This is a genomic window from Candidatus Dependentiae bacterium, assembly GCA_003511165.1.
Classification (GTDB): domain Bacteria; phylum Babelota; class Babeliae; order Babelales; family UBA12411; genus UBA12411.
Genome location: DOJW01000002.1, coordinates 57,528 through 76,943 on the forward strand (window position 1 = coordinate 57,528; position 19,416 = coordinate 76,943).

Sequence of the window (19,416 nt, forward strand, 5' to 3'; positions counted from 1 at the left end):
TTTAGGAATAGATATGAATTATATGATAGATAGTTTTGAGAAAAAATTTACAAGACAAGTTTTGATAGTTACGGGGCTTTCTGGCGCCGGTAAAAATGTTGTTATGCGAGCTTTTGAAGATTTTGGTTTTTATTGTGTTGATAATCTTCCCGTTCCTCTTATTTCTCAATTTTTGCAATTTGCTTTTCATTCTCAAAATGATCTTTTAAAAATAGCTCTTGGTATTGATTCTCGAGAAAAAAAGTTTTTTAACGATTTGATGGAAGATTTTAAAAGAATAAAAAAATTAGAAGCTGAAGGAATGTACCAACTTCGAATAATCTTTTTAAAATCAAGCGATGAAACTTTGATTAGACGTTTTCAGGAGACTCGAAGAATCCATCCTCTTGGACATGATAAATCTGTTACGGATGCAATAGCTGAAGAAAAATTGTTGTTATCTCCACTCATGGAAATAGCGGATGTTATTTTGGATACAGATAATTTCAATATTCATGAATTGCGCAATTGGGTACGTAATTCATTTTTAGAAAAGCAGCTAAAACAGATGCATGTAAATTTAATTTCATTCGGATTTAAATATGGTGTGCCTTCTGATAGCAATTTGGTTTATGATTTGCGATTTTTGCCAAATCCATATTTTGTTCCATTATTAAAACCGCTTGATGGAAGAGACGAAAAAGTTCAACAATATATTTTTGACTATCCAGTAACGACTGAGTATATGCAGAAATTACAAGATTTTTTGCAGTATTCGCTTAAAAAATATTACGAAGAAGGGCGATTTTTTGTTAATGTTTCAATCGGCTGTACCGGTGGTAAACATCGCTCTGTTGCTTTTGTAGAGCAATTAAGTAAGCAAAATTGGGATGGAGTACGTTTCGTTGCTTGCCATCGTGATATTGGCAAAGAATAAATTTGGAAAAATTAGGTGAAGTAGTAAAGAAGTAGTTTTTTGAATGGAGTAGTAAATTGAAATTAACAAAAAATTATTTAAAAGTTTTTGTTATATCCGCCCTTGGAGTCTATTTTTTAGGGATGATATTTTTTGGTAAAAATAGTTTTTTTTCATATCTGAAATTGCGCAAGGAAGTTGCTATGGCGCAATTTACAAAATCTAAATTGATATGTGAAAATCAACAACTTAAAAAAGATATTTTCAATTTTGAAAATGATTCTTTTTATCTTGAACGAGCAGCGAGGCAGGAGCTTTATTTGGGTAAGAAGGATGAATTAGTTTATGTTTTTAAATAAATTTAATAGCGATTTTTAGATAATATTTTGATATTTTTCGAATAACTCTTTAAAATAAACAGCATTCAAAAATTTGTTTCTAAAATTTAATTTTTAACAGAGAGCTTTTATGGAATTAACAAATAATAACGATACCTTATTAGATCAAACTCAACCATCTTTAACTCCATCTGATCACGTTTGTGATGAAAATTGCAAACATGGTGAAAATGAAAAGAATTTAAAATCGATTCCTTTTGTAGAATTGACTTTAGATTTGAAAAATCAACTTGCAAGTACAATCAAAGATCTAGAGGCTGCAAAAAACGATTTAGGAAAAGGTCATCAACAAGTTATCGACAAATGCGATAAAATAAGAAATTTGATTGAAAAATTAAAAATCGATTCTTCTGTAAAAATAAACGATGAAGCATTTCATAAGTTTAATGAAAGCTTTTTGAAATATAATACTTTGTCACAGTTTTATATCGAAGAAATAAATTTTTACATCAATTACTATACAAAGTTTTTGGGAGCAGATCATCCAGCAGAGATCAAAGTTGATAAAAATTCAAAATTGACATTTCATGAGCATGTAGCAAATATTTCAAAATCTTTGAAAAATTTTATTAGAAAAAGAAAAAAAGATTTATCAATTCTTTTCTCTCAGTATGATCATGGATTTAATCTTCAATTAAGACAGCTTGAAGCGGTCAGCAGTTATTTAGTAAGTAATGCTGCAAAAGAAGAAAGTAAAAAATAAATTTTATTTAGTGGGTAAAGGTGGGGGAAGATGGAGATTGGTATACAGAGTTGGATCATTTTAATTCCGCCTTTACTTGCTATTTTTTTTACCTTTCTCACTCATCGTCCATTACTTTCACTTTTCATCGGAATATTTTCTGCCTCTGCGATAATCAATAATTTTTCAATTTATAAAACTATCGCAATTATTCCTCAAAAATTTATTTATTCTACAGAATTAGATTCTATTTTTTCGTGGCAAACTTTTTTAGAAAATAAAAATTTATTTATTATTCTTTTTTTGTTTATTTTGGGAATAATAATTTCGCTTATAAAGCATAGCGGCGGTATTTATGCATATACCAATTTTGTAAGTAAAAAATTTAAAGATGCTAAAAAAGCACAATATGGAGCTGTAGGTTTATCAGTGCTTTTGGGAATAGACGATTATTTTAGTTGTTTGACGACAGGTTCTGTTATGACTTCTATTTTTGATAGATTAAAACTTCCACGCGTAAAACTTGCATTCATTGTAGATGTTATAGCAGCACCAATTTGTGCATTGATTCCTATTTCTGTTTGGTTTGCTGCGATCGATTCTTCTCTGCAAAAAGCTGGAATCTCGGATAAAATAACTAGCGCAACTATAATATCAAGCGATTCTTTTTGGGTTTATTTAAACTCTATTCTTTTTTATTTTTATCCCGTGATTGTTCTTTTATCTGTGTTTTATATTATTTCGCAAAATATTTCTTTTGGGCCAATGGGTAGGCAGGAGGAGATTGCTCTAAAAACAGGAAATTTATATGGGGGAAAAAAAGCTCTTGATGAATCGCATGTTAAACATTTAGAAAATAAAAATGGTTCGATATTTGATTTTATTTTGCCAATGCTTATTTTGGTGTTGTTTGTAGTTTTTGGAATTTTTTATTCTGGAGATTTTTATATTTTGGGTGGTAAAAATTATTTTATTGAAGCGTTAAAACAAGCAAATATTTATGTTGTACTGTTTTATAGCAGCATGCTTACAATGTTGTTGAGTGCCGTTTATTTTATATTTTTAAAAAAAATAAAGTTTAAACAAATTTTATTTATCATTTGGGATGGCGTCCAAATGATGCAAGCTCCAATTTTGATTTTGATTTTGGCATGGACTTTTAGTGATATGTTAAAAAATGATCTTTGCGTTGGTGGCTATCTATCACAGCTTTTGGTCGGTAGAGTTAATGTAAATTTTTTACCGCCAATATTATTTGTTTTAGCAACTTTATGTTCTTTTGTTATGGGTTCTTCGTGGGGTGCGATTGCAATTTTGATACCTATGGTTGTTCCTATGATCCCACAGTTTCTTCATTATCATACTCCTGTTGATATAAATAATATTTTAATTTTATATCCAATTATTGGTTCTATTATTTCGGGATCAATTATTGGAGACCATATTTCACCGCTTGCAGATACTACTGTGTTAGCATCTGGTGCAACCAAATCATACCACTTGGATCATGTGAAAACACAGACTGTGTATTTGATTCCATTATTTGTTACAACTTTACTATCATATTTTTTATCTGGTATTTTAATAAAATATGGAAAATTTATTGCGATTTTCATTCCTCTTCTAGTCGGAGTTTTAGCTAGTTTTATCTTGCTTTATTTTTGTAATTATTTTGCAAATAAAAAATAAATAAATAAAAAACAATTTCTCAAAGTATTGATTTATAAAAAAATTATCATTTAGTATCTGTAGGAACGATTTTAAAATTTTCTCATAATTTTGTCGGAAAAAGGAGAGTAGTTATGAGATATTACAATGCAGGGTTGCAGTCAAAGAAAGCATTTTCATTGATTGAACTTTTGGTTGTTATAGGTATTATCGCAGTTCTTACTGCGATTGCGGTTCCAAATTATTTTAAATATCTTGCAAAAGCAAAACAGGTTGAAGTTGCTGCAAATCTTACAGCTCTTTATACAGCAGAGCAGATATATTTTTCTGAAAATGGAGAATATTCTACAAATTTGAATGGAGAGGGCGGTTTGAATTGGCAACCTGCTGGATATCAAGAGGGCAAAGATAAAAATTTCTATTACACATATGGTTTTAACAGTGATGGGCAAGAAAATATGACATATTTTGTAGGAAAAGCAAAAGCGCCTAAAGAAGCACTTTCTCAAACATTTGCAAACAAAAGTGGTTTTGTTGCCGCTGCGGTTTGTGATTTATTAGGCAAAGGTGTTTATGATATCTGGACTGTTGATGAAAATAAAAATATCAAGCATTTGCAAGATGGTTTGAAATAAGCGTTGTAAATATCTTATAAAAACTAAAAAGAGCGATGTGTAAAAAATATCGCTCTTAATTTTTTGAGAGATAAATTTAAATTTATTTAAAAATTTATGATAGGTCTTGGATATTTTATGTTTTTATATTGATTCCAATTTTTATACCAGTTATGTAAATCTTTATTTTCGATACTTTTAATTTCTGGAATCCATTTTTTGATATATTCGCATTTTGGATCCAATTTTTTTTGTTGCGTCCAGGGATTAAATATTCTGTGTTTGTAATAATCTGTTCCGACTCCTGCTGTCCATTGCCAGTTACCATTGTTTATTGCTGGATCATAATCGATCAAATTTTGTGCAAAATATTTTTCGCCTTCTCTCCAGTCGATGAGAAGAATTTGTGTTAAAAAATTTGCAACAATTAGTCGAAGTTTATTTGAAATGTATCCTGTTTGTTTCAACTCTCGCATTGTGCTATCAATTATAGGAAATCCTGTTTCGCCATTTCTCCATAAATTTAATGTTTTACTAGTTTGAGATTTTGATTTTGCTGCTACTTCTTTATCCCACCAGATTGTAGGTGTTAAATTTTTGCCAAAAACAAAAGGGAAATGGTATGCAATGTAATAAAAGAAATCATGCCAATAAAGTTGACGAATAAGACTTTCACGACTTTTTAGATTTTTTATTTTTTTAGCCGCATAAAAAACTTCACGTATTGAAATAACTCCAAATTTTATATAAGCGGATAACATTGTTGTTTTATGTTTAGAAATATTTTTTATAGTGTCTGCGTAATTTGAGAAATTTTTATCTAAGTTTTTTAAAATATTTAATCCTTCGTGTCTACCGCTTTTTATGATTAGATTTTCTTTGTAGAAATAAAATTTTGAAAAATCTTTTTCGTTTATTTCAAACTTATTTGATTTAAGTTTTTTGTTGAAAAAATTGCATTTTGATTTTTTAAGTTCTTGTTCAAGTCGAGTTGGTAGGGGAGGCGGAAGGATTGATGCATTTTTATAGTAAAAACTAAATCGTTTAAAAATTTTACCATCTTTGCTTTTTATACTTTCTGGATTATTTAAAAGTGAATCATCAATTGTTTGAAAATCAAAATTTAATTTTTTAGATAGTTGTATTATTTGATCATCTCTATTTCGTGCAAAAGGTGTATAATCTTTGTTTGAAAAAACTGCTTCTATTTTTTCTTCTTTTATTAAATTCGTAATTATTTTTTTGTTTTCTCCATAAAACGTATAAATTTTGCCGCCAATTTTTTTTGTTTGATCTTTTAAATCTTGTAAGCATTCGATCATGAATTTTGTTGCTCGCTCTGATTTAAATTTGTTTTGTTTTTCAATTTGATTTGGGGTAAATATAAATATAAGTATTATTTCGGAGCTTAAATTTGCGGCATTTAACAAACCAAGGTTATCATCAAGGCGAAAATTTCGGTGAAAAATGAAAATGGAACGTTTATATTTTTTATTTGAAATCATACTATTCTCCAATTAAAAAGTTTTGTATAATAACTTTTATTTTATAAAGATAAAAAAATTCTTGATATTTTTGATAGCTTTATAGAATATCTTTAAAAGTTAGGGGTTATAGCTCAGTTGGTAGAGCGCATGAATGGCATTCATGAGGTCACCGGTTCGATCCCGGTTAGCTCCACCAAATTTAATTTAAAATATTTGGCGCGGGATCAAAAAATGAAAAATTTACTTTTAAAAATTCAAAAAGTTATTTTTGTAGGCCTTCTTATCTTGGTTTATTCAAGAGATTTGGCTGCAAATTATGGTTGGACTAGCGCATTTCATACTACTTTTTTAGCATGGACTTTTTTTGTGCTTTGTCTTCCTTTTGCAACTGGAAATGTAGTTATAAAAATACCATATGAATTTATTACTTCTAAAAAAATGTTATATCCACCTGCTGTTACTTGGACTCTTGCTATTTTGGGTAATTTTATCAGTTATCATATTTTTCCATTTATGTATTTTAGAACTGCTACAACGCAATCGCTTTATAGTGTGCTTACAGATTTAGGTTATTATTGGCCGGTAATTTTAACATCATTTATTGCAACTTTTTATGGCATTATTTTGGAAAACAGTACTAAAAAAAGAAACATCAATTTTCGATTGTTAGGTGTTTTTTTTCGTCTTGCTTCGATCATAGCGACAGTTATCTTTTTGTTTAACGATTTTATTCTAGTACTTAATACGCATGGAAATGTTTAAATCTAATATTGTGTTGATTTCTTAATTATTATTTTTTTATATTTCTCATTGTTTAACAAAATTAATGAGGATATATATATGAATAAATATGTTTTAAGAGTTGTTATAGCAAGTTTGATTTGCACTATTAATTTGCATAGTGCAACATCCAAAACTTTTTTTAAGCCACGTCCAATATTGCAAGATAATGTTCTTGAAAAGAGTATGAGTTTACACCGATCGCATACTCTGAAATCTAAAGTTGATTTCCAAATTGATAACAATTTTTTTTATGAACAATCCACAAATAAGTCTGATATTAAACAATATTTTTTCCCAGATTATAAGAAGAGTTTAGCTATAAAAGATGCAGGTGCTTCTGGAACACCTGATATTTCTGCAGATTGGTTGAAAATCGAGAGTAGTTCTTTTGGGGATACTTTTGAATCTAAAATTAGACTTAGTCCAGTCTTTAGGCAATGTGGAGTTTATACCAAATTGCGTAAGGAGCTAGACTTTGTTAACAAGCGGCTGTGGGTTAGTGCAAATTTACCATTTGTTGAAATTAAGACAAATGCAAATCTGAGAGAGTATGATGTTTTAAATCAGCAGTATAAAACCAATACAACTTCTGATGCGAATACAAATGCTGCAGGTGCTTTAAATAACAGCCTATTTTTGAAATATGGAAAAATAAACAAAGGAACACAGCGATTAGCAGGTCTTGCAGATATAGATTTCAAATTTGGTTATGATTTTATACAAAAAGAAGAGAAGCTTTTTTCTTTTTATGGAAGTTTAATAATTCCAACTGGTTATAAACCAAAATGTGAATATATATTTGAACCATTGATTGGTAATGCATGCCATCTTGGACTTGGATGTGGTGTTCATGGAGATTTAAATTTTTTTAAAGATAGTGAAAATCAATTAAATATTCTTGGGAATTTAGATTATCATTATCTTTTTAAGTCAACAGAACTTCGTTCTTTTGACTTAATTTCAAATGGTCCTTGGAGTAGATATTTACTTGTTTTTGATCAATTAACTCCAGGTGTGGTTGTTTCTGGAATTAATTATTTTACAAAAGAGATGAATATTACACCTCGTTCTACCACAAATTTCCTTGCAGCTATTCACTACAAACATAAATCTTTTAATTTTGAAACGGGATATAACTTTTGGGCAAGAGAATGTGAAAAAATTTCTCTACGAAATCCATGGAGCGAAAATATAGGAATTGCTAGTGCAACATCCGCAAATATTCAGTCTTCTGCTACTATTGCAACCCCGAGAGCCACTTCTGCTGAAGGATTTAATGCTATTCCGGCAAGCAATTTAAATCTAAATTCTGCAAGGCATCAATCGGCATGTTCGCATAAAATTTTTGCTGCTGTTGATTTGAGTGGAAAGTGGAAAGATTATCCCGTAGCGGTAGATTTAGGAGCAAATTATGAATTTGCTCCTAACAATAATGTACTTGCAAAATGGGGTTTATTTTTACAGTTATTTTTTGCGATTTAAATTTTATAAAGGGAGTTTTTGATGAAAAAAATAAGTGTTTTATTTTTTATTTTTTTTTCACAATTGGAAGCGCGTGTGATTGTTACCGGTGGAGGAACTTCAACGCAACCTCAACCAACAGTAACTTCTGCTGAACAATTAACTAAAATTTATGGAGTGACAAGACAAGAGGCTATTGCAAAATTACAAGATTTTATATCAGGCAAAATGACACTTAAGCCTACAGAAGTAGAAAGCTATATGACGCGAATATTGACGGATGTAAAATCTTCCGGTCTTAGCAGAGAAGAAATTACACTTGTCGCCAAAGCTAATGAAAAACTTGAACCTTCATCTAAAAGTCAAACAAGCACCGTTGATTTAGATAGGTCTTATGGTGTGACATTGCAAGAGGCGACAAAATATTTAAAAGATTTGGCTGGTAATCCAAACGCAACAATAGATACAAATACGCTTGCAAAAAATATAGCAAGAGCTTCTGCTTCTCCAAGTGAAGACACGCTTAATTTGATTTCTAAAATATATGTCAATATGCAAAGTCGTGGCATAGTGCCTACTCCACCATCTCCACCTAAAGGAGGAACTCCGCCGCCTCCTCCTGTGCCACCAGTTGCTCCGGGATCTAAGCCAGCTCCTGCACCGACGCCTATTGCCCCTACTCCAGGTCCAGTCAAATCTGAATTAACAGATGCAGAAAAAAGATCAGCTGATAATGAAGTTATAAAACAATTTGAAGCAATATTTAAAAATACAGATATTGATCTTTCTAAAATTTCAATTTCAATTAAAGGGAAAGATTCTGGAAAATTAGTAGAATATTTGAAAAATTTTGTTAAAGATAAAAATTTAGAGGAAGGTTTAAAATCTTTTGTTTCTGATGCAAAATTGGCAAAGTTTTTAGAAAAATTCAAAAATGATGTTTTGCAAAAAATAAAAGAAATTTTATTTTTTAAGGATGAGCATAAAGCAGAATTAGATGGAATTGTACAAAATATAGATAAAATTTTTAGGAACGCAATTCTTGCCTTTGCGCGAAGTAAAACAAGAGATGAATTAATACAAATTCTTTCTGTAAGCCAGCAGGAAACTTCAGATGAAGCTCTTAATGCTACGGTTGAGGGGGTAACTACTGTTGAGGACTGGAAAAAAAATTTAGAAGGTCTAAAAAATAATCCTAAATTTTATTCCGTAAAAGGTTTATTTGAGGATGAACCAAAGATGCAATTTACTAGCCTTTTTAATTTTTTAAGTGATGAAAAAATTAAAAAAATTGTTGAAAAGGCTGATAAGGATGGTTTAAGCGATGATAAAGCGGCAGAATCTTTTTTAAAACAAATAAAACCTTCAATGGATAGAATTTATTTTGATAGCTCTGAAGGATTATTTGCTCCAGGTAAAACAGCGCAACTTCAAGTTGTTCAAAACATACTAAAAAATAAAATTAAACAATTTAGAGAAAGTAAACAAAAATCGGAAGCAGCTGCTTTAGGAAATATTATTGCTGATTTTGCAAAAAATAATAATTTGGTTAGTGCGATAAAATTTTTAAATAATTTAGATGCTATTGCTAAACGTCAAAATATTAATTTGTCTGATAAAATAGCAGCTGTAATCAAAAAATTAAATGAAAGCATATTGCCAGAACAAAAAGAGATGTTTAAGACCGATCTTGAAAGTTTATTAGCTGCTTTAGCACCTATAAAAGATGCGGAAAAACCAGCTCTTACTAAATTATTAGATTTAATCATAGATGAAAAACTTAAAGGTTTTAAAGTTGCTGCATTATTTAGAGATTCAAAAACAGCAGAAGATTTTGTTAGCAGCTTAAAAAGTTTGACCGGTAAAGATTTGAAAAACCAGCTAGTTGGAAAATATGCAACTTATGAAGATGCTTTGCAAGCGTTTGTTTTATTGAAATTAGTTGATGAAATCAAAGAAGAACAAAAGTTGCAATTTTATAATCTGATAGGTGCACATGGTGTTATTTTCAAAATATTTGATGCATTTAATACTAAATACAGAGGAAAGCTTAGTGGTTTTGATAGCGTAACAAACATTCCTGATTTGTCGGCTTTATTAACACTAGCGTTTTCTGCGTTAGATAAAGGTGAAATCCCAAGTAATGTTCAATTTACATTAACAAAAGATGAAGAACGTGATGATAAAAAAGTAGCTTCAAATATTATAAATTTACAGAAATATAAATATTCGATAAGAGGTTTAAAGCTTGATTCGAATGGTAAATTTAAAGGCAAAATGGGTAGTTTGATCATAGATGTTCAAAAAGCAGCTACAGTTAAAGATCAAGCTGAAAAAGAAGCTGTTAAGAAAAATATGATTGAGCATCTAAAAGCTCTTGGCTTGTCGGTTGCGGATGCAGTTTCTCCTGCAATAGTTGCCCCTGCTGATAATAAAAAAGGTAATTTAGGTGGAGTTATTGTAGAATTGCTGGATTTAATTTCTAGTTTTTATAAGAAGAAACTTGTGCTTTCCATAGATGAGATTAATAAAAATCTGGAAGATTTAAATGATGGTGGAGGGAATTTTTTTCTTTCTGATTTTCCAAGAAAGCAAAATAGAGATGCTTACTCTAAATGGGTTAGTAAATTGGATTCTGTAGTTAGCGCGTTGCAGACAAAAAATTATAAAGATGCAAAAGCCAAGTTGGAATTAATTATTTCGACGCAACCTGATAATGCGTTGATAAAATACTTGAAAGGTGTTGCTGAGCAATTAGGGGTTATTGCTGCGTCTATTGCACCGGAAACATCTTCAGGACAATCACCTTCTGTGCCATCCAAAACTCCAACTCCAGGCGTAACTCCTCCGCCTCCACCACCTCCGCCTCTTCCTAAAAAATAATCGAACAAAAATAAAACCCCGGTCGCAATCGCTGGGGTTTTATTTTTGTTAAAAATCCTTATTTTGCTTTTTTCCAAAGCAGATTTTATACTAACCAGATGTTAAAATTTTTGTTTTACAATTCTTAACCTTTTTTGAGGATTATCATGGAAAAAATGGAAAAAGATTTGCAGCAAAATCCGATTTCTGCGGCAAATGAACATTTGGTTCGCTGTGAAAAAGTTAAGGCGATGAGAGAACAGGGTATTGAGCCTTGGCCAAGTGAATTCAAGTCTCCATCTGAGAGTTGTGCGTCTATCAAAAGTTTATTCGAGCAAGATCTTGATGCTTCTAAAAAGTATTCCATCGCGGGTCGATTAATGCTCGTTCGTGAGCACGGTAAAACGATATTTGCAGATTTACAAGATAGATCTGGCAAAATTCAGCTTTATATTAAACAAGATATTTTGGGTGATGCAAATTTTGAAATTTTTAAAAAGTTTTTCGACATCGGTGATTTGATGTGGTGTAGCGGAACTCTTTTTAGAACTAAAATGGGTGAAATTACGCTTCGTGTTGATGCTATAGAAATGCAAAGCAAATGTTTGCATCCGCTTCCTGAAAAATTTCATGGTCTTACAGATTTGGAGCAACGTTATCGTCAACGTTATCTTGATTTGATTTCCAATCCTCAAAGCCGCGAAAAATTTATAAAACGTTCAGAAATTACTCAGTCTATTCGTAAATTTTTACTTGATAATGGATTTTTGGAAGTTGAAACACCAATGTTACATCCGATCGCTGGTGGAGCAACTGCAAAGCCATTTGTTACACATCATAATGCTTATGATATGGATCTATTTTTACGAATTGCACCAGAGCTCTATTTGAAGAAATTAGTTGTTGGTGGTCTTGATAGAGTTTTTGAGATTAACAGAAATTTTAGAAATGAGGGTGTTTCTACAAGGCATAATCCAGAATTTACAATGCTAGAGTTTTATATGGCATATGGAAATTACAAAGATGGAATGGATTTTACAGAAAAAATGATCAAGCGTGTGATTAATGAAAATTTTAGCAGTTCAATATTGATGTTTAATGAAAATGAACTTGATTTTGGGAAGCCTTTCGTAAGACTTACAATGGTAGATTCTATTTTACAAATCGGTGGCTTTAGCAAATCTGAAATATCTCCTGAAAATATTGATAAGGTGCTTAAAGATAATCATATTGATGTTCCCAAAAATGATGTTAGTTATGGAGAGAAATTATCTATTCTCTTTGGAGAATGTGTTGAACGTAAACTAATTCAACCTACATTTATTACAGAGTATCCAGTTGAAATTTCACCACTTGCAAAACGCGATCCTAAAGATCCGTTTAGTGCTGCTCGTTTTGAATTATTTATAGGTGGTATGGAAGCAGCAAATGGTTATTCAGAGTTAAATGATCCGATTGATCAGGCAAGTAGATTTAAGAAGCAACTAACAGATGCTGATCAAGAACGTTTTCATGCTTATGATGCAGATTTTGTAAAAGCTATTGAGTATGGTTTACCTCCAACAGCTGGTGTCGGTCTTGGAATCGATAGGCTTACAATGTTTCTAACAGATACTTCATCTATCAAAGATGTCATTCTATTTCCAGCGATGAAAAATATTAAAGAATAAAAGCGGTGAAAAATAAACATCAAAGATCTGCAAAAGAAATAGAAAAATTTTTGCCTTCAGGTGTGGATTGCATCTGGGGGCAAAAATTTTTATTGCAGCTAAAAAAAAGTGATTTTTCGCGCGTTGTAGAGATTGCAAACAAATTTAATATTTCGATTCCTATCGCACAGGTTTTGTATAATCGGGGATTTACGCAAGAAGAACAAATTCGATCATTTCTTTTTAGCTCTTTTGAAAAAGATACACATTCTCCGCTATTGCTCAAAAGTGCAGATGTTGCAGTTGAGCGAATTTTGCAAGCGATAACAAATCAAGAAAAAATTTTAGTCTTTGGCGATTATGATGTAGATGGTATAACGGCAACTGCATTATTTATGAGCAGTCTTTTACCGCTTGGTGCGAAAATAAATTTTCATTTACCTAATCGCGCAATCGATGGTTATGGTCTTTCGAAAAAAGTTGTTAAAAATGCAGCGGCTGCCGGTTTTAAATTGATAATTACTGTTGATAATGGCATCACAGCATTCGATGCTGCAAAAGAAGCCGCTAAACAAAAAATAGATTTGATAATTACCGATCACCATTTGCCTCATGAAATTTTGCCAAAAGCATTAGCGATTGTTGATCCAAATCAATCAGATTGTCTTTATCCTTACAAAAAACTTTCTGGCGCCGGAGTCGTTTTTAAACTTTTAAGTTTGATTTATGAAAGACGTAGTTTGCAGCTTCCGCCTAAAGCATATGAACTTTTGATGTTAAGTACCGTTGCAGATGTTATGCCTTTGACCGGTGAAAACCGATTTTGGGTGCAGTTTGGTCTTGCAAAAATTAATCAAAAAAGAAGTTATGCGATAAATGTTCTTGCGCTAAATAGCAAACTTGAAAAAAGTAGGTTTAATTCTCTTGATATTGGTTTCAAAATAGCACCGCAACTTAACGCGCTTGGCAGATTATCCGATCCACGTGATGCTGTTAAATTTTTGATCAGCTCTGACAAAGATGAAGTAGATCAAATCGGAAAAACGCTTTTCGAGATGAATGAAGCGCGCAAAAAAATTGAACGTGAAATTTATGAAGAAATTGTTTGTGCAATTAATCAAAAAAAGATTGATTTGCAAAAAGAAAATGTGATAATCGCAAGTGCTATGAGTTGGCCTGCTGGAGTTATTGGACTTGTTGCGGGAAGACTAATGCACAGTTTTGGCCGTCCAGCATTTTTATTTCACATGGTAGAAAATGGGATTTTAAAAGGTTCATGTAGATCAATTCCAGCGTTTAATGTTTTCGAATGTTTAAAAGAAAATGAAGATTTATTACTTACTTTTGGTGGGCATTCTTGTGCAGCTGGACTTTCATTAAAACATGAAAATTTACCAAAACTAAAAGAGCGACTTGAAGAAAAAATCACAAAAGAGTTGACGCCTTATGATTTGATGCAAAAAGTTGAGGTGGATGCAGAGCTGTCACTATCAGATGTAAACAGTAAATTAGTGGAAGATCTTGTTATGCTCGAACCTTTTGGTAATCAAAATGTACAACCTGTTTTTTTCATTAAAAATGTTACATTGTTAAAAGCTCCACAGCTTCTCAAAGATAAGCATGTGAAAATTTCTGTTTTTTCAGATGGCGTTATTAAGCCTGTAATTTTCTTTGATCGTCAAGATTTGTACCAGACATTGAGTGAAATTGGAGAAAAAAGTTTTTCATTTGTAGGATCTGTTTCTGTGAATGAATGGCAAGGAAGAAGTTCTATCGAACTTGAAGGTTTAGATGTTATTGTTAATAAATAAAAAAGAACCCCGGATTTTTAGTCCGGGGTTCTTTTTTTATATTTATTTTTTAGGTGGTTGTTGATGTGGCATTTTGTTTTTTGATTTATCCATGTCGCAAATTCCAGCTCCACATTTACAGCCAGGTCTTCCACATTTGCAACAAGGTTTCATTTTGTCATCATGTTTTTGTTCTGGTTTATTACCGCCACAGCAAGGTGCTTTTTTATCGTTACAGCAACTCATTTTAATCTCCTTTAGATATTTAATTAATAATTTTCAAGTAAAAAATTCTCTTGGTGCGATTTTTAAACTTTATAAAATTGTATTTCACGAAGTAAATATAATAAAAAAATTTTAACGTTGTGTTTGAAATTGATTTTCACGTAATTGTTCAGCAGAGCGTATGACTTCTTGCTGGTGTAGGCGAGTACTTATTGATTCATCAATTTTTTCTAAAAGCATTGTAATAAATGCGAATTCTTCCAATGTTAATGGTATTTCTTTAACGAAACACCAATATGAAATTTTAGCATGAAGAATGGTAAAAAATGCTGTATTAATGCTTTGATCTTTTTTTAGTAGATTATATTCTGCATCAAATTGACATATTTCCGGGCGTATATGGATTTGTATTGATTCGTTTTTTCGGGGGGGAGTTTTCCCTCTTGGAATTGCTATTATATTACATGAAATCATTGATGTTGCTAAAACTATAATTTTAATCAAGCTGTTCATAATAATTCCTTTTTGTTATAAAAGTTATTTTTTTACTCTGGTGTAATTTTGCAAATTTTATAAAATTGCATTCAACAAAGTAAATTTAATAAAAATTATTTGAAATACCGTTTTTGTAAAGTTATTTCGACATTTGAGTTTGTTTGAGATTTGAATAGATAAAAGAAAAGAGGCGGCCCAATTTGGACGCCTCTTTAAAAGATTAAAAATTTGGTTTTACCATAACTCTACTTCGAGCCAATATTCTTTAATTGCGTAGGTTAATCCTGCAGTTGTTCCAATTGTTACCCATATTCCAACGGGACCAAACATGCAGTGTAAAATCTCTGAAACAACTTCTGGATTGCACCATAATGCTGCAGCTATTAAACCAGCCGTTATTCCCATTCCTGCCCAAACTAATGTCATTACAATTTTTGTAAAAGCTGCATAAGCTTTTTTGTCATGTTTTAAAAGAACTAATAAATCAGGCCTGTTTTGCGCAGCAGCTATTTTTTTCAGTTCCGGTTCATTTGCTTTTATTTCTTTAACGATTGAGGTTTTTAGTGATTTTGTAATATGTGAAAGATGGGCTTGTTCTTCTGAAGTTAAATTTGCATCTTTTTTTGTTATTTGAGCATAAAGATGTACCCAATTTTCAAATGTTTGCATACTTCTATCGCATTGAATTGATGCAAATTCTTCTTTTATTGCGGCGACTTCTTGGGGTGTTGCAATAACTTTACATGTGATTAATGATGCTATGAAAACTCCGACTTTAAGTAGTTTGTTCATAAATATTTCCTTTGTTATTTAAATATTATTGGATTCTTATTTTATTTATTATTGTGCTTTTGAAAGATAGATTTCTGTTTGTTTTTTAAAATCTTCTAGAGGTAGAGTTATTATATTGTAAGGGGGATGATTAACATCGGATGTGACACCTGTTTGTGTAGGATCTATTCCTGTTAGTTTTTTATAATCTTCAAGAGAAAGAGTTACCGTTTCGTTTTTTGGTTCTCGATCTGCATGCATTAAGATGTCTTTTACAAGCTTTTGTAAATCTTCATAGTGGTTTTGACTTTTTGAATTAATGTTTGTTGGCGAATTTGTAGTAGCTTCGCCTAAAACAAAACATGGAATTAGTGATGTTGCTAACATTCCGATTTTAATTATATTTTTCATAAAAATCCTTTTTTATATCATTTAATTCTTAATATTTTGAGATTAATATTTCCATTTTTTATCAGTGCATAGTTTTGCAGTTTTTTATATAGATGTAAAACAAAAACGGGTATTAAAAATATTCTGAGTTTAAGTTGAAATTCGTACTGTTAAGAGTTAGGATTTCAAGTAAGTTTTTTAAAAATTTTTAAATTGCAGGAGATTTTTATGATTATTACGATTGATGGACCCTCTGTAAGTGGCAAAAGCTCTGTAGCGCAAATTATTGCAAAAAATCTTGGTTTTTATTACATCTATTCCGGTTTGCTTTATCGCGCAGTTGCTTACATTTTGGTTGAAAAGTTTAAAATTGTTCCACAGCTTTTTTCCAGTTTGACTTTGGCAGATCTTGGTTTTGTGGCAGAAATAAAATATTTATATGAAAATGGATCACCCAAAATAATTTATAAAGGAGAAGATATTACTTCTTTGTTGAAAAATCCGATTGTTGATCAGTTGACGTCAAAAGTTAGTACGAACCCAGCCATTCGCGATGTGTTAAATGCGCTTATGCGAAATATTGCAAAAGAGCATGACGTGATTGCAGATGGAAGAGATTGTGGAACGGTTATTTTCCCAGGAGCTGATTACAAATTTTTTCTGACAGCGTCGCTTGAGGTTCGAGCTTTGCGCAAAAGCGCCGGCGACAAAATAAGTTTGCAAGAAGCCAATTCTAGTTTGAGTGAGCGCGACGGCAGAGATCAATCACGCTCTGTGGCACCGTTAATAATTCCAAAAGATGCAGTCGTAATCGATAATTCAGATTTGAACATCGAAGAAACTGTAGAAAAATTTTTGAGTTATCTAAAACACTAAAAAAGGTGTAAAATATTTTTTGTTGTTTAACCATTTTAAAATAAGGATAGAGATATGGAAAAAAGAGAAAATGAAAAACTATACAATCTTCGCCATTCCGCAGCCCATCTAGCAGCTCAAGCTGTTTTAGAGCTCTATCCAACTACTAAACTCACTATCGGGCCTGTCAAGGATGAAGGCTTTTTCTACGATTTTAAAATGGACAAAACATTGAGCGAAGAAGATTTGCCAATTATTGAACAAAAAATGCATGAACTTGCAAAACAAGATTTTAAAATTGTCGGAAAAGAAATCTCAAAAGAAGAAGCAAAAAAACTTTTCAAAGATAATCCATATAAACTTGAAATAATAAATGATGTCGAAGATCCGATCTCAATTTATACACAAGGAAATTTTGTCGATCTTTGCAAGGGTGGACATGTTAACTCCACGAGTGAAATCAAGTATTTCAAATTAACAGCTGTTTCTGGTTCCTACTGGCGCGCAGACAAAACCAAAGACGCACTGCAGCGAATTTATGGTATTGCATTTGAAACTCAAAATGATCTTGAAAAATATTTGCAAAGACTTGAAGATGCAAAACTTTATGACCATCGCAAAATAGGAAAACAACTTGATCTGTTCTCATTTCATGATGAAGCTGCAGGCTTTCCATTTTTCCACGATAAAGGTTTGCGAATTTACAATAAATTGATCGAATTTTCCCGTTATCTTCAAAGTACAGATTATAGCGAAGTAAAAACTCCATTAATCATGAATGAAAAGCTTTGGAAAATATCAGGACATTACGACAATTACAAAAATAATATGTATTTTACAACAATTGATGAAGAAGCAAACTGCATAAAACCTATGAACTGTCCAGGCGGAATAATGGTGTACAATGAAAAGCCGCACTCGTACAGAGAGTTACCACTTCGCATGGCAGAGTTTGGTTTTGTTCACCGTCATGAGCTGTCAGGAGTTTTACATGGTTTGTTTAGAGTTCGTGGTTTTACACAGGACGATGCACATATATTTTGCACAGAAGCACAATTGCTGCAAGAAGTTGAAGGCGTAATAAATTTTGCAAGAAAACTGTACGGCAAATTTGGTTTTGAAAAAGTGAAAATGGCGATTGCTACAAGACCTGAAAAATCAATCGGAACCAAAGAAGGTTGGGATTTTGCAACAGAAGCTCTCAAAAAAGCCCTCACAAATCAAGGTTACGAATTTAGGATCAAAGAGGGTGAAGGTGCTTTCTACGGTCCAAAAGTTGAAATGCTGATTGAAGATGCAATGGGCAGAGATTGGCAGTGTGGTACGGTTCAGATCGATTTCTTCTTACCTCAAAACTTCAAGCAAGAGTACATTGATTCTGATCAAAGTAGAAAAGTTCCAGTTATGATTCACCGTGCAATTTATGGTTCTCTTGAACGCTTCATGGGAATTGTTTTAGAACATTACAAAGGTAAATTGCCATTTTGGCTTTCACCGGTTCAAGTTCGAATTTTAACAATTACTCAAGATCAACAAGCATATGGCAAAGAGATCTTTGAGCAACTTAGCAAAAACGGAATTTATGTAGAACTTGATGATTCAAACGACAAAATATCTGCGAAAGTTCGTGATGCACAGTTAGCCAAAATTCCATGGATGTTTGTTGTGGGTAAAAAAGAACAAGAAAGCAAAACAATTACTCTGCGACATTCAGATGGACAGCAAGAAGCAGATTTAACTCTTGATGCTTTGATCGCTCGGGCAAAAGAACTTATGAAGTTTTAAATAAACTTTGTTTTGTAAAATTAGGGCTGTAGAAATACAGCCCTTTTTAGTAGGTATAATTGTTGAAAGGTTATCTTAAAATGGAAATACGAAAATCTAGAAAAGAAGATATTGAAAAAATATTTGAGCTTTATAAAAGAGTCGCTGCAATCGAAGGTGGTCTTGCAAGAACAAAAGACGAAATAACTAAAGAATATGTAGAAGGCTTTTTATCCAAATCTTGGGAAAGTGGCTTATCTTTGGTTGCTTGTGATGGAGGCAAAATTGTCGCTGAGTTTCATGGATATGCTTCACCTTTAAAAGTGTTTTCTCATGTTATGGCAGATTTGACAATTATTGTTGATCCAACTTGTCAAGGGCAAGGATTAGGAACTGCAATTTTTACACGATTTCTTGAACTTATAAAAAGTGATTTTCCACATATCTTGAAAGTTGAATTAGTGCATAGAGAATCAAATAGCAGAAGTGCGCATCTTTATAAAAAGTTAGGTTTTGTAAATGAAGGTCGATTTGTAAAAAAAATTAGAAATGTTAACGGCGGTTTTGAAGATGATATTTTAATGGGTTGGTTTAATCCGAACTATAAAGATTGATTAAAATAAAATT

General features: G+C 31.7%; 18 protein-coding genes and 1 tRNA gene. 14 read left to right on the top strand and 5 right to left on the bottom strand.

Going from position 1 to position 19,416, the window contains the following annotated elements; translation table 11 throughout:
• The first annotated feature begins 13 nt into the window (after window positions 1-13).
• From DEA20_01120 to DEA20_01140, 5 genes are all read left to right on the top strand, one after another.
• Window positions 14-916 (top strand): RNase adapter RapZ, encoded by a 903-nt coding sequence (locus DEA20_01120; protein HBS47784.1) that lies wholly within the window; start codon window positions 14-16, stop codon window positions 914-916.
• 56 nt (window positions 917-972) lie between these two features.
• Window positions 973-1,254: a hypothetical protein gene (locus DEA20_01125; GenBank protein HBS47785.1), complete on the top strand. Its 282-nt coding sequence runs from the start codon at window positions 973-975 to the stop codon at window positions 1,252-1,254.
• A 109-nt stretch (window positions 1,255-1,363) separates the two neighbouring features.
• On the top strand, window positions 1,364-1,996 hold the full coding sequence (locus DEA20_01130; GenBank protein HBS47786.1) for a hypothetical protein: 633 nt from the start codon (window positions 1,364-1,366) through the stop codon (window positions 1,994-1,996).
• 30 nt (window positions 1,997-2,026) lie between these two features.
• Window positions 2,027-3,664, top strand: a complete 1,638-nt coding sequence (locus DEA20_01135; protein HBS47787.1) for a hypothetical protein — start codon at window positions 2,027-2,029, stop codon at window positions 3,662-3,664.
• Between the two features lie 113 nt (window positions 3,665-3,777).
• A complete protein-coding gene (locus tag DEA20_01140) occupies window positions 3,778-4,278 on the top strand; it encodes a hypothetical protein (GenBank protein HBS47788.1) in 501 nt (166 codons plus the stop codon).
• Between the two features lie 86 nt (window positions 4,279-4,364).
• Here DEA20_01140 and DEA20_01145 read toward each other — a convergent pair whose 3' ends face one another.
• Window positions 4,365-5,762, bottom strand: coding sequence for a deoxyribodipyrimidine photolyase (locus DEA20_01145; protein ID HBS47789.1), 1,398 nt, complete (start codon window positions 5,760-5,762; stop codon window positions 4,365-4,367).
• A gap of 102 nt (window positions 5,763-5,864) precedes the next feature.
• On the opposite strand from DEA20_01145, the gene DEA20_01150 reads away from it, so the two are divergent.
• From DEA20_01150 to recJ, 6 genes are all read left to right on the top strand, one after another.
• Window positions 5,865-5,940 (top strand) — tRNA-Ala (locus DEA20_01150).
• A gap of 35 nt (window positions 5,941-5,975) precedes the next feature.
• Entirely contained in the window at window positions 5,976-6,506 is a 531-nt protein-coding gene (locus DEA20_01155) for a hypothetical protein (protein HBS47790.1), read from the top strand.
• Between the two features lie 78 nt (window positions 6,507-6,584).
• On the top strand, window positions 6,585-8,009 hold the full coding sequence (locus DEA20_01160) for a hypothetical protein (GenBank protein ID HBS47791.1): 1,425 nt from the start codon (window positions 6,585-6,587) through the stop codon (window positions 8,007-8,009).
• Between the two features lie 21 nt (window positions 8,010-8,030).
• Window positions 8,031-10,871, top strand: a complete 2,841-nt coding sequence (locus tag DEA20_01165; protein ID HBS47792.1) for a hypothetical protein — start codon at window positions 8,031-8,033, stop codon at window positions 10,869-10,871.
• 155 nt (window positions 10,872-11,026) lie between these two features.
• On the top strand, window positions 11,027-12,520 hold the full coding sequence (gene lysS / locus DEA20_01170) for a lysine--tRNA ligase (GenBank protein HBS47793.1): 1,494 nt from the start codon (window positions 11,027-11,029) through the stop codon (window positions 12,518-12,520).
• The gene (gene recJ / locus DEA20_01175) at window positions 12,517-14,310 is read left to right on the top strand and encodes a single-stranded-DNA-specific exonuclease RecJ (protein ID HBS47794.1); all 1,794 of its coding nucleotides are present in this window, start codon (window positions 12,517-12,519) and stop codon (window positions 14,308-14,310) included. Before lysS ends, recJ begins: the two co-directional genes overlap by 4 nt.
• A gap of 42 nt (window positions 14,311-14,352) precedes the next feature.
• On the opposite strand, the gene DEA20_01180 is transcribed toward recJ, so the two are convergent.
• The 4 genes from DEA20_01180 to DEA20_01195 all read right to left on the bottom strand — a co-directional run bounded on the left by DEA20_01180 (window position 14,353) and on the right by DEA20_01195 (window position 16,191).
• Window positions 14,353-14,535 (bottom strand): hypothetical protein, encoded by a 183-nt coding sequence (locus DEA20_01180; protein ID HBS47795.1) that lies wholly within the window; start codon window positions 14,533-14,535, stop codon window positions 14,353-14,355.
• A 111-nt stretch (window positions 14,536-14,646) separates the two neighbouring features.
• The gene (locus DEA20_01185) at window positions 14,647-15,027 is read right to left on the bottom strand and encodes a hypothetical protein (GenBank protein ID HBS47796.1); all 381 of its coding nucleotides are present in this window, start codon (window positions 15,025-15,027) and stop codon (window positions 14,647-14,649) included.
• Between the two features lie 216 nt (window positions 15,028-15,243).
• A complete protein-coding gene (locus DEA20_01190) occupies window positions 15,244-15,801 on the bottom strand; it encodes a hypothetical protein (GenBank protein HBS47797.1) in 558 nt (185 codons plus the stop codon).
• 48 nt (window positions 15,802-15,849) lie between these two features.
• Window positions 15,850-16,191: a hypothetical protein gene (locus DEA20_01195; protein ID HBS47798.1), complete on the bottom strand. Its 342-nt coding sequence runs from the start codon at window positions 16,189-16,191 to the stop codon at window positions 15,850-15,852.
• 207 nt (window positions 16,192-16,398) lie between these two features.
• On the opposite strand from DEA20_01195, the gene cmk reads away from it, so the two are divergent.
• The 3 genes from cmk to DEA20_01210 all read left to right on the top strand — a co-directional run bounded on the left by cmk (window position 16,399) and on the right by DEA20_01210 (window position 19,403).
• Entirely contained in the window at window positions 16,399-17,046 is a 648-nt protein-coding gene (gene cmk / locus DEA20_01200; protein HBS47799.1) for a (d)CMP kinase, read from the top strand.
• A gap of 54 nt (window positions 17,047-17,100) precedes the next feature.
• Window positions 17,101-18,810, top strand: coding sequence for a threonine--tRNA ligase (locus DEA20_01205; GenBank protein ID HBS47800.1), 1,710 nt, complete (start codon window positions 17,101-17,103; stop codon window positions 18,808-18,810).
• A gap of 80 nt (window positions 18,811-18,890) precedes the next feature.
• On the top strand, window positions 18,891-19,403 hold the full coding sequence (locus tag DEA20_01210) for a GNAT family N-acetyltransferase (protein ID HBS47801.1): 513 nt from the start codon (window positions 18,891-18,893) through the stop codon (window positions 19,401-19,403).
• Window positions 19,404-19,416 lie beyond the last annotated feature (13 nt).